The organism is Jatrophihabitans sp., from assembly GCA_036399055.1.
Classification (GTDB): domain Bacteria; phylum Actinomycetota; class Actinomycetes; order Mycobacteriales; family Jatrophihabitantaceae; genus Jatrophihabitans_A.
Genome location: DASWNX010000016.1, coordinates 38,950 through 50,514, shown reverse-complemented (window position 1 = coordinate 50,514; position 11,565 = coordinate 38,950). Strand labels below are relative to the sequence as shown.

Below are 11,565 nucleotides of genomic sequence, written 5' to 3'. Positions count from 1 at the left end.
AACCGGGCGATCTCGAGGGTTGCGGTATTGCGGATTTAGGGATTGTCTGGATTCAGGGATTGTCTGATGGTGCTTGTCCAGTGCGAGTTGGAGGTCTTATGACCAGGGTCAATGTGAAAGTCGACGGGACGGCCTATTCCGACGAGGTGGAGCCGAGGCTGCTGCTGGTGCACTACCTACGGGACCAGCTGGGCAAGGTCGGCACGGTGGTCGGCTGCGACACCAGCAACTGCGGCTCCTGCACCGTGCTGCTCGACGGTCTGAGCGTGAAGAGCTGCTCGGTGCTCGCGGTGCAGGCCGACGGCGCCAGTGTCACCACGGTCGAGGGCCTGGCCGGCGCCGACGGCACGTTGCACCCCGTGCAGCAGGCGTTTCATGACTCGCACGCCCTGCAGTGCGGCTTCTGCACCCCCGGCATGATGCTGGCCGCCTGCGACCTGCTGCGGGACAACCCGAACCCGTCCGAGGACGAGGTTCGCGAGGGCATCGAAGGCAACCTCTGCCGGTGCACCGGTTACCAGAACATCGTGACCGCCGTGCAGGCCGCCGGCGCGGCGATGACGGCCGCGGCCGCCAGCGCGGCAGCCGAATCTGTCGTCTCCGATTCAATCGCGTCCGTCTCGGCAGTGGAGGCCTCGGCATGACCACGATCGAAGACCGCCCTGATGTCGCCGCGGGCGGGGTTCCGCCTGAGATCGGCCAGCCACGCAAACGCAAGGAAGACGCGCACCTGATCACCGGTCGGACCACCTGGACCGACAACATGACGCTGCCGGGGATGGTGCACATCGCGATCCTGCGCAGCCCGATGGCCCATGCCCGGATCACCGCGGTCGACGTCTCGGCGGCGCTCAGCCGACCGGGCGTGCTAGCCGCCTACAGCGGCCGGGACTTCACCGAGCTCCAGGGCAGCATCCCGTGCGTCTGGCCGGTCACCCCGGAGATGGTCAACCCCGGCCACCCGAGCCTGGCGGTCGACCAGGTCAACCACGTCGGCGAGGCGGTGGCCGTCGTGGTCGCCCGCGACAAGGCCTCGGCCCAGGACGCGCTGGAAGCCATCGACGTCGACTACGAGCAGCTGCCGGTGGTGCTCGACATGGAGCAGGCGCTGGCGCCGGACGCCGCGCTGGTGCACGGCCACACCGAGTCCAACCGCTCCTTCACCTGGATCTTCGAGTCCGGCGCGGCCGGCACCGGCGCGCCGATCGATGAGGTGCTCGGCCAGGCGGAGGTGACCGTCAGCCGGCGGTTCCTGCAGCAGCGGCTGATCCCGGCCTTCATGGAACCCCGCTCCACGGTGGTGCAGCCCAACGGCGACGGCTTCACGATGTGGTCCTCGACCCAGGTGCCGCACATCCTGCGCACCATGCTGGCCCTGACCCTCAATGTGCCCGAGCACAAGGTCCGGGTGATCGCCCCCGATGTCGGCGGCGGCTTCGGCGGCAAGCTGCAGGTGACGCCTGAAGAGGTGATCACCGCGCTGGTGGCCCGCAAGCTCGGCAAGCCGGCCAAGTACACCGAGTCCCGCTCGGAGTCGCTGATGAGCGGCCACCACGGTCGCGCCCAGATCCAGGACATCACCATCACCGCCCGCCGTGACGGCGCCGTGACGGGGCTCGACGTTCACCTCTACGCCGACATGGGCGCCTACCTGCGGCTGGTCTCCCCCGGCGTCCCGGTGCTCGGTGCGTTCATGTTCAACAGCATCTACAAGTTCGAGGCCTACCGCTTCGTCTGCGAAGGGGTGTTCACCAACAAGACCCCGACCGACGCCTACCGGGGCGCGGGCCGGCCGGAAGCGACCTTCGCCATCGAGCGGATCATGGACGAGCTGGCCACCGAGCTCGGCATGGACCGGATGGAGCTGCGCCGCAAGAACTGGATCAGGCACGAGGAGTTCCCGTTCACCACGGTCGCCGGGATGACTTATGACAGCGGCAACTACGAGGCCGCCACCGACCGGGCGCTGGAGCTGATCGGCTGGGACGAGCTGGTGGCCGAGCAGGCCGAGCGGCGGGCGGCTAAGGACCCGGTGCAACTGGGGCTGGGCATCTCGACCTTCACCGAGATGTGCGGGCTGGCGCCCTCGCGGGTGCTCGGCTCATTGCGATACGCCGCCGGCGGCTGGGAGAACGCCTCGATCAGGGTGCTGGCCACTGGCAAGGTCGAGGTGGTCACCGGCGTCAGCCCGCACGGGCAGGGGCACGAGACCGCCTGGAGCCAGATCGTGGCAGACCAGTTGGGAGTGCCGTTCTCCGACGTCGAGGTGCTCCACGGCGACACCCAGTCCTCGCCCAAAGGCCTGGACACCTATGGCTCACGCTCGCTGGTGGTAGGCGGGATCGCGGTGGTGAACGCGGCCGAGAAGGTGGTCGCCAAGGCCCGCCGGATCGCCGCGCACATGCTCGAGGCCAGCGAGGACGACCTGGAGTTCGCCGGCGGCGCCTTCTCGGTGCGCGGGGCGCCCGGCAACAGCAAGACCATGTCCGAGATCGCCTTCGCCGCCTTTGCCGCGCACGACCTGCCCGACGGCATGGAGCCCAGCCTGGACGCCGACGCCACCTTCGACCCGGAGAACTTCTCCTTCCCGCACGGCACCCACCTGTGCGCGGTGGAGGTCGACACCGAGACCGGGTTCTCCACGATCCGCAAGTACGTCTGCGTCGATGACATCGGCACAGTGATCAACCCGCTGATCGTGGACGGCCAGGTGCACGGCGGTCTGGCGCAGGGCATCGCGCAGGCCCTCTACGAGGAAGCGGTCTATGACGACGAGGGAAACCTGACCACCGGCTCCTTCGTCGACTACCTGCTCCCCTCGGCGGCCGACCTGCCCAGCTTCACCACCGACCGGACGGTCAGCCGGGCGACGAGCAATCCGTTGGGCGTCAAGGGGGTCGGCGAGGCCGGCACCATCGCCTCGACCCCGTCGATCGTCAACGCGATCGTCGACGCGCTGCGACCCTGGGGCGTCACCGACGTGCAGATGCCGTGCACGCCCGAACGGGTGTGGCGGGCGATCTCCCAGGGCGCGGAGAAGTCCGACCGCGATCCGGGCGGCACCGTCTCGTGGGGCGGCGCCAGCACCTCTTCTTCCGACGGTTCGACCGCGGCCGAAGGAGACCAGCTGTGATCCCCGCGTCGTTCGACTACATCAAGCCGTCTTCGATCGAAGAGGCGGTCCAGGCCTACGCCGCGGCGGGCGAGGACGCCAAGATCCTGGCGGGCGGGCAGTCCCTGCTGCCGATCCTGCGACTGCGGCTTGCCTATCCGGAATTGGTGATCGACCTCGGCGGCATCGCCGAGCTGAGCGGTGTCACCGACGACGGCGACGGCATCGTGATCGGGGCGATGACCACCCACGCCGACATCATCGCCGACGAGCTGGTCACGCGGCACGCGCCGCTGATCGCCCAGGCCACCGAGACGGTCGCCGACCGGCAGGTCCGCCATCGCGGCACCTTCGGCGGCTCCCTGGCGCACGCCGACCCGGCCGGTGACCTGCCAGCCGTGGCGCTGGCCCTGGACGCCGAGCTGCGGGTGCACGGCCCGAACGGTCAGCGCTCGATCGCAGCTCAGGACTTCTTTCTCGACTACCTGACCACCGCGATGGAGCCGGGCGAGATCCTGACCGCGATCCGGGTGCCCAAGCTGGGCGAAGGCTGGTCCACCCATTACGAGAAGGTCAACCGGGTGGCCCAGGCCTGGTCGATCGTGGCGGTCGCGGCGGCGGTGCGCCGCTCCGACGGCGCCATCGCCGAGGCCAGGATCGGCCTGACCAACATGGGCGCGACTCCGCTGCGCGCCTCGGCCACCGAGCAGGCGCTGGCCGGGGCGCCGGCCACCGCAGAGTCGGTGGCCAGTGCCAGCGCCTCGGCCGCCGAGGGCACTTCCGCGCCGAGCGACCTGTCGGCGAAGGCGGATTACCGGGAGCACCTGGTCACCGTGCTCACCAGGCGCGCCGTGCTGCACGCGGCCGGAATCTGAGCGACCGGCATGCGACTCACCCACGACTTCACCGTGCCGGCCGACATCGACCGAGCCTGGGAGGTGCTGCTCGACATCGAGCTGATCGCGCCGTGCATGCCGGGCGCCGCTCTTGAGACCGTGGACGGCGATGACTTCACCGGCACGGTCAAGGTGCGGCTGGGCCCGATCGGCCTCACCTACAAGGGGAAGGCCAGCTTCATCGAGAAGGACGCCGCCGGACGCCGCGCGGTGATCGACGCCCAGGGCAAGGACGCGCGCGGAAACGGCACCGCCAAGGCCATCATCACCGCGACATTGACATCGCAGGGCAGCGGCACCGCGGTGAACGTCGTCACCGACCTCAACATCACCGGCAAGCCCGCCCAGTTCGGCCGGGGCGTGATGGTGGATGTGGGCAACAAGCTGATCGGGCAGTTCGCTGACTGCCTGGCCGGCAAGCTGTCCGAGCCTGCCGCCGGCGCGCTACCCGAGCCGGCTACCGGCGCGCTGTCCGAACCTGCCACCGGCGCGCTGCCAGAGCCGGCCGCCGGCCCGCTTGACCCCGGTGAGCTTGACGCCACCGAACTTGAGATCGCAGAGCAGCAGCTCGGCGCGGTGGAATTCGACAACGTGGAGCGGCTCGGCATCGACGAGCCGGGCATCGCCGAGACGGGTCTCGCCGAGCTGCGGACAGCCCCGTCCGTGATGCCTGACTCCGCGGTCGCCGGGCCGGGCCTGGCCTCGGCATCGGCGGATGGGCAGGACCAGGCCATCGAGCCGGCAGCTGCCGCCGAGGCCGCTCCGCCGGCTCAGCGGCTCAGCGACGCCGCCGCCGCCGCGAAGCCGACCGGCAGGCCGGTCCGACCGGACACTGGTCCCACGCTGGCTCAGCCCCCCGCGCATCGGCCGGCGGTCGCCGACGTCGAGCCGATCGACCTGCTCGGCTCGGCAGGGCCGGCCATCGCCAAGCGGCTGGCGCCGGTGGCGGCCGGCGCGCTGCTGCTGGCGCTGCTGTTCCTGCTGCGCCGCCATCGCCGCACGGCTTCTCGCTCAGCGCAGCGGCAGGCTGCAGCCGAGCGGCGGGCAGCCGTCCAACGATGGGCTGCGGTCGACCGGCGGGGCTCAGCCGAACGGCGGGCCGCAGCCGAACGGCGCGGCTCAGTCGAACAGCGTCAATTGGACCGCCACGTTCTGTGGCTGGGCCGGGTGCTTGGCCAGCCTGCCAAACCGGCGCCCGGCCGGTCGGCCGTGCTCGGCCGCCCGCGCAGGTCCCGCAGACGGGGCGACTGAGCCGACCGGGCGCCGGGGTGACCCGGCGGGGTGGCTGAAGCCGGCGGTCGCCGACGACCACGCATGCTCGACCGGGCGCTCCGGCGGGTCCTGGTAGGCCAGGAACTGCAGGGCAGCCGGCGTCGTCCAGGTCAGCTCGTGGGCTTGAAAGGCAGCGGCCACCGCAGCGGGGTCCAGCGGCAACATGCCCGGGCCCCCGCCGCCGACGGTCACGCCCAGCTCGACATCGCTGTGCATTCGCATCACCTGGCAGTTCAACTCCCAGGCCGCCCGCGCCTCGGGTTGGGCGAGCCGCTTCGCCGCAGCGCCCCCCACCGCGGCTATCACCTGCGATCCACCGGCTGCCAGGTCATCGAACACGGCCGCGGCGCTGCCCAGCGTGGACAGCAGCTTGGCTGCTGTCTTGGGGCCGATGCCGCGAACGCCCGGCAAGTTGTCTGAGGGGTCACCCCGCAGTGCCGCGTAGTCGCAGTACTGCTCAGGACGGATGCCGAGCATGGTGACCAGCAGATCAGGAGTCAACAGCGGCGAGGCGTCCACCCCGCCGTTGATGATGCGCAGCACTCGGGTGTGCTCGTCGATCAGAGCGAAGGAGTCCCGGTCAGAGGTCATGATGACGGTTCGGGCGCCCACCTGCGGGGCGAACCGGGCAGCCGAGGCCAGCACGTCGTCGGCCTCCAGCCCCGGTGGCACCACCACCGCCACACCCATGGTCCTCAGCACGTCAGCGGCGCTGTGCAGCTGGGAGACCAGGGTGTGCAGCTTCTCGGTGCGGCCGGCCTTGTACTGGGGCCATCGGTCACGGCGGGAACTGGCGGCCGGGTCGTCGAAGCCGACCACGATGGCTGCGGGGCAGATTCGCTCGGCGGCTGCCACCAGCTGAGTCAGCAACCCCCGGATCGCCCACAGCGGCCTGCCGTCGGCCGAGCGCAGTCCGGTGCCGGCCTGGGCGTGGAAGCTGCGGTGGACGAGTGAGTTGCCGTCGACGGCCAGCAGCACCGGAAAATCCTGCACGGGCACCACTGTAAACGGCTCCGGCCCGAGTTCGGCACTGCGACGACGCCGCGGGCGCGCCCGGCCCACCGTAGGGTGGCAGCACCGCCAGGTGGCTGGCGGCATACGACGGCTGCTACGCGGCGTCCGGTCTTCGAGCGGCGTGGCCTGGAAAGCGACGAGGTGTCTGCATGCGGCTTGGAGTACCTGGACCGCGGGATCTGCTGCGGCTGGCCGAGGGCGGCTACGAGGCGATCGAGCAGGCCATCGCTCTGGTGCCTCGGGTCATCACGCTGCTCGGCCAGATCGAGGCCGTGGTGGCCAAGGTGAACGGCGTGATGACCGAGGTCGACAAGACCCAGCGGCAGGCCAGCCGGATCATCGAGCGGACTGACCGGCTGATGGCGCGCACGGAACTGGTCATGGACCGAACCGAGGCTCTGATCGAGCGGACCGGCGCGGTCATGGACAGCACCGAACCCCTCATCCAACGCACCGGCGTGGTGCTCGACAGCACCGAACCCCTCATCCACCGCACCGGCGCCGTCCTCGACAGCACCGAACCCCTGATCCAACGCACCGGCGCCGTCCTCGACAGCACCGAACCCCTCATCCAACGCACCGGCGTGGTGCTCGATGGCACCGAACCCCTCATCCAACGCACCGGCATGGTGCTCGATGGCACCGAACCCCTCATCCAACGCACCGGCGTGGTGCTCGACGGCACCGATCCCATGATGGAGCGGACCGGCGAGCTGATGAGCCGCGCCGACGAGCTGCTGAAGCTGTTCGAGCCGTCCCTGCGCCAGCTGGAGCCCGTTCTGGACAAGCTGGCCGAGTCCACCAGCCCGGCAGAGGTCACTGCGGCCATCAGGCTCATCGACACGCTGCCCGAACTGGTCGAGGCGATGGAGATCGACGTCCTTCCGATTATGAAGACCCTGGGCACGGTGGCACCGGACCTTCGAGACCTGCTCGACACCAGCAAGGAGCTCAACGAGATTCTCGGCTCGCTGCCCGGGCTGGGCCGGATCAAGAGGCGGGTCGAGGAGCGCCAGGAGATCGAGGACCACGAGCGGCTGGCCAAGGATGACCCGCCCCGGTCCCCCGACGACGTGCGCTGACCCCGGCGCCCTGAGCCGGACACCGTGATCATTGCCAGAGGCTCAACCCCACCTGGTTAGCTGGAGACCGGCCATGGAGTCCACCCTGCGCGCAGCGAGTCCTGGTCGATGCCTTCGTGCTGAGAAGCTTGCGCCGATTACCGGGCAGGCATGCACTCGTCGAGGGAGCGCTCGATGATCTCCGCCAGCGCGCGCAGACCCTCGCCTTGCCAGATCGAGTAGTGGTCGCCGGGCACGGTGTGCTCGACCCAGTCGGCCGCCAAGCCGGACCAATCCATCTCTTCCGGCGATGACTCGGCGGCGCGGATTGTGATCATCGGTCCCGGATAAGACCCGGTGGGGCTGTAGCGGTGGAGCGCGCAGACATTAGCTCGGAACACCGCAAACCGGTGCGCTAGCGTCTCAATGTCTAGGTGGTCAGAGATCAGGCCCGCGTCGATCAACGCGCCGAAGGTGTGCTCGATCGACACCTCCTCAGGCTGGTCGGCAAGTGCTCGATCCAACTCCAGTTGGGATTCCAACGGTGGAGCCCCGGTCAGGTCGCTGACAAACCTCCGCAACATAGAACGTCGTCCGGGAGGCTCACCTGGCGCCGGCACCCCGGTGTCCACGGCGATCAATGCCACCGCAGGCGTTCCTGCGGCCAGCAAGCGTGACGCCATGTCGTACGCGATCACCCCACCCAGGGACCAACCGAGCAGCCCTATCGGTTCGCCGGGCCGGTCTTGCGCGATAGCCCGAAGGTAGAGCGCGGAGAGGTCTGCCACGTCTGTGAGCGGCTCTTCGCTGTCGTCATCGAATCCGGGCGCTTCCAACCCGTACAACGGCCGTTCAGCGTCCAGTAACGGCAACAGGGGGAGATAGGAATAAGCCGAGCCCGAAGCCGAATGCACGCAGTACAAGGGGGTAAGGCTGCCGGTGGGCTGGAGCGGCACGAGTGGTTCAAGCACCGTTGGCCTCCGTTCCCCGCTTTCCAGCGGCCTCGAGCAGCTCCTCCACGGCCGAGGCCACACCGCGAACCGTCGGGATGCCGAATAGCTTGCGCACCGTGAATTTGATCCCGAATCTCTTGTTCAGCCGGCTGACCAGTTGCATCGCCAGCAATGAGTTGCCACCGCTGTCGAAGAAATCACTCTCCACGCTCAAGTGGTCACTGACCAGGACCTCGGCGAAGATGTCAGCAACGGCCTGCTCGGTCGGGGTGGCCGGAGTGATGAACTCCTCGACCACCTCGGCTGGCACGGGGTCTGGCAGCGCCGCTCGGTTGACCTTGCGGGCGGTGGTCAAGGGCATCTGGTCCAGCACGACCCAGGCGCTGGGCACCATATACGCCGGCAACCGGTCGAGCAGATGCCTCTTCAACTCGTCGGTCACCCGTGGCGCGCCATCGACGATGGTGACATACCCGACCAGTTGAGGCTCGCCGCGCCGGTCTTTTCTCAGCGCGACCGCCGCCATTGTCACATCCCGATGCCCCGACAGCGCGGTTTCGATCTCCTCCAACTCGATGCGCAGGCCGCGTAACTTGACCTGACCGTCTAACCGACCATGGAACTCCAGTTGGTACTCCTGGTTCCAGGACACCATGTCGCCGCTGCGGTAAATACGGCTGCCGGGCAGGAACGGATCCTCGGTGAACAGGGCGGCGGTGATCTCTGGAAGTTTGAGGTAGCCGCGCGCAAGCCCTTCCACGCCACCGATCAGCAGTTCACCCGGCACCCCCCTCGGGAGCAGATTGCCCCACCGGTCCACGACGTACATTCGACGATCAGGGAACGGTTTACCGATCGGCGGCGGGGTGTGGCAGGGCACGTGCGGGCATTCGTAGGAGGTGCATCCGACTGCCGCCTCGGTGGGCCCGTACACGTTGATCATGCGGCGGCCGGCCTGGTTCCACTTATTCACCATCTCGGCGGGCACGGCCTCACCGCCGGCCATGATCTTGCGAAGATCGGGATAAGGGCCTGACTCGACAAGGGAGAGCATCGCCGGTGACATGCAGATGTAGCTGGTGCGCTGGCTGCGAATCAGGGCGGCCAAGGCGTCCGGCGAGGTGCCAGCTTCCCGGTCCACCAGCACTAACGTGGAGCCGGAGCACAACCCCGCGAAGATTTCCCCCTGCGACATGTCGAACGACAGCGCGGCCAGTTGCAACATCCTGTCCGAGGGCACGAGGTCGAAGAGTCGTCGATAGGACTCGGTGAACGACACGAGCGCACGGTGATCGATCAGCACGCCCTTGGGCTGCCCGGTCGACCCTGAGGTGTAAAGCACGTAGGCCAAGGAGTCGCGATCGGCCCACTCGGCAAGTGGTTCCTCCGGCGGTGTCGCCGACTCGATGGCGGCCCACTCGCTGTCCAGTTCGATGATTCGCCGCGCGTCAGACTCAGGCAACCGCTCGCGCAGTCGGGATTGTGTCAGCACTAGCGGCGTCGCAGTGTCGCCAAGCATGTACTCCAGGCGGCTGGTCGGATTAGTGGGGTCAAGAACCGCATAGGCAGCGCCAGCCTTCAGCACGCCGAGCAGCGCCACCAGCGCGTCCAGGTCTCGCTCCATGGCCACAGCCACGATCTGCTCATGACCGATGTCATTGGCTCGCAGATAGCGGGCAAGCACGCCGGCCTTGCGGTCCAACTCGGCGTAAGTCAATTCCTGGTCCTCGAACACAGCAGCCAGGTGATCAGGTTGCGCCGCGGCCACGCGGGCGACCATCGCGTGCACCGGCTCCGGGCCGTAGCTGAGCTCCTCGCCACGGCCAGCCGTCAGGATCTCGTCTCGCTCGGAGTCACTCAACAGCGGCAAATCCGAGACACGTCGGCCAGGGTCTGCGCACGCAGCGGTGAGCAATCGCACCAGATGATTGGCGAATGCCTGGACTCGCCAGGGGTCGAAAAGATCCACTGAGTACTCCAGGTTCAGCAAGAGCCCCTCGTCCCGCTGGATGAAGTTCAAAGTGAGGTCGAACCGAGACACCGGACTCGCCGCAGCCACGGGCTCGGCCTGCACTCCGGGAAGAGGGAGATCGCTGGCGGACACCCGCTGGTCAAGCAATTGCATCGCTACCACGAATAGTGGATTGCGCCCGAGGTGACGCACCGGCTGGACCCGGTTGACCACCAACTCGAAGGGGACGTCTTCGTTGTCGTAGGCATCCGCCATGTTATCGGCGACCTGGTCCAGTAGGTCGGCGAAACTGGGGTCGTCAGCCAGGTCGGTTCGCAGTACCACCATATTGGTGAAGTAGCCGATGAGCTGCTCCAGTTCCGGGTCAGTCCGGCCAAGCGTTGTGAGCCCGAACGCGATGTCGTCCTGACCGGTGTACCTGGCCAGCACAGCGGCCAGCCCGGCGGACAGCACCATGCTCAGTGACACGCCTGCCTGCTGGGCCAGGCCGCGAGCGGCTGACAGCAGATCAGCGGGCAGCTCCACCGACAGCAGGTTCCCGGCGAAACTTTGCTCGGCTCCTCGAGCTCGATCGGCCGGTAGCTCCAGCAGTGGCAGCGCGGCCAGACGCTTGTGCCAGTAGTCCAGTTGGGAGTCCAGCTCACCAGCGGCCAATTGTTCACGCTGACGCCTGACGTAGTCGCCGTATTGAAGCTTTGACGGCTCAGGCAATGCCTGAGGCTGCCCAGCTTGCAGCGCGGCGTACGTGGCTGCCAGCTCAGCGTTCAGCAGGTCCGCCGACCACCCGTCAATGATGATGTGGTGATAAACCTGGCTGAAGATGTGCTCAGTCGGAGCGAGTCGAATCAGCGTGTACCGGTGCAGCGGCCCGGTGTCAAGCTGAAACGGCGTTCCGATGCTCTTGGCAAGGGCATCGGACACAGCGGCCTCGCGCTTTTCAGCGCCAAGCTCGCTCAGATCCACGAGTGTCAATTCGACCTCGGCAGGTGGGCTGACCACTAGATAAGGCGCGCCGTCTGCCTCATGAACGGTACCGCGCAAGACCTCGTGCCGGCCTACGACGCTGGTCAGGCTGGTTCGCAACAGGGCGAGGTCTAACGCGCCGGTCAACCGGTGAGTGATCAACACGTTGTAAGTCGCCCTCTCGGGCGCCAAGCTATTGACAAACCACAACTGTTCCTGATTGAAGGACAAGGGGATCCGCGCTTCACCGGACTCTTGGATCTGGTTCACACTCGCACTCCAACTCGCTAGGAACGGTCCTGATGCTCGGGAGTCGTTGACA

The 11,565-nt window shown here is 67.8% G+C and carries 7 protein-coding genes and 1 pseudogene; 5 read left to right on the top strand and 3 right to left on the bottom strand.

Annotation, left to right across the window (positions count from 1 at the left end; translation table 11 throughout):
• The first annotated feature begins 98 nt into the window (after positions 1 to 98).
• The 4 genes from VGB75_05370 to VGB75_05355 are packed head-to-tail and all read left to right on the top strand — an operon-like array spanning position 99 to position 5,259.
• A complete protein-coding gene (locus VGB75_05370) occupies positions 99 to 644 on the top strand; it encodes a (2Fe-2S)-binding protein (GenBank protein HEY0166454.1) in 546 nt (181 codons plus the stop codon).
• On the top strand, positions 641 to 3,133 hold the full coding sequence (locus VGB75_05365; GenBank protein ID HEY0166453.1) for a xanthine dehydrogenase family protein molybdopterin-binding subunit: 2,493 nt from the start codon (positions 641 to 643) through the stop codon (positions 3,131 to 3,133). The genes VGB75_05370 and VGB75_05365 overlap by 4 nt, the downstream gene beginning before the upstream one ends.
• Positions 3,130 to 3,987 (top strand): xanthine dehydrogenase family protein subunit M, encoded by an 858-nt coding sequence (locus VGB75_05360; protein HEY0166452.1) that lies wholly within the window; start codon positions 3,130 to 3,132, stop codon positions 3,985 to 3,987. The genes VGB75_05365 and VGB75_05360 overlap by 4 nt, the downstream gene beginning before the upstream one ends.
• 9 nt (positions 3,988 to 3,996) lie before the next feature.
• On the top strand, positions 3,997 to 5,259 hold the full coding sequence (locus VGB75_05355; GenBank protein HEY0166451.1) for an SRPBCC family protein: 1,263 nt from the start codon (positions 3,997 to 3,999) through the stop codon (positions 5,257 to 5,259).
• A gap of 219 nt (positions 5,260 to 5,478) precedes the next feature.
• On the opposite strand, the pseudogene VGB75_05350 reads toward VGB75_05355, so the two are convergent.
• Positions 5,479 to 6,378 (bottom strand): annotated as a pseudogene (locus VGB75_05350) (5'-3' exonuclease H3TH domain-containing protein).
• A gap of 65 nt (positions 6,379 to 6,443) precedes the next feature.
• Here VGB75_05350 and VGB75_05345 point away from each other — a divergent pair.
• A complete protein-coding gene (locus VGB75_05345; protein ID HEY0166450.1) occupies positions 6,444 to 7,376 on the top strand; it encodes a hypothetical protein in 933 nt (310 codons plus the stop codon).
• Between the two features lie 137 nt (positions 7,377 to 7,513).
• On the opposite strand, the gene VGB75_05340 is transcribed toward VGB75_05345, so the two are convergent.
• Both VGB75_05340 and VGB75_05335 read right to left on the bottom strand, forming a co-directional pair.
• On the bottom strand, positions 7,514 to 8,326 hold the full coding sequence (locus VGB75_05340; protein HEY0166449.1) for an alpha/beta fold hydrolase: 813 nt from the start codon (positions 8,324 to 8,326) through the stop codon (positions 7,514 to 7,516).
• Positions 8,319 to 11,513 (bottom strand): amino acid adenylation domain-containing protein, encoded by a 3,195-nt coding sequence (locus tag VGB75_05335; GenBank protein HEY0166448.1) that lies wholly within the window; start codon positions 11,511 to 11,513, stop codon positions 8,319 to 8,321. Before VGB75_05335 ends, VGB75_05340 begins: the two co-directional genes overlap by 8 nt.
• Positions 11,514 to 11,565 lie beyond the last annotated feature (52 nt).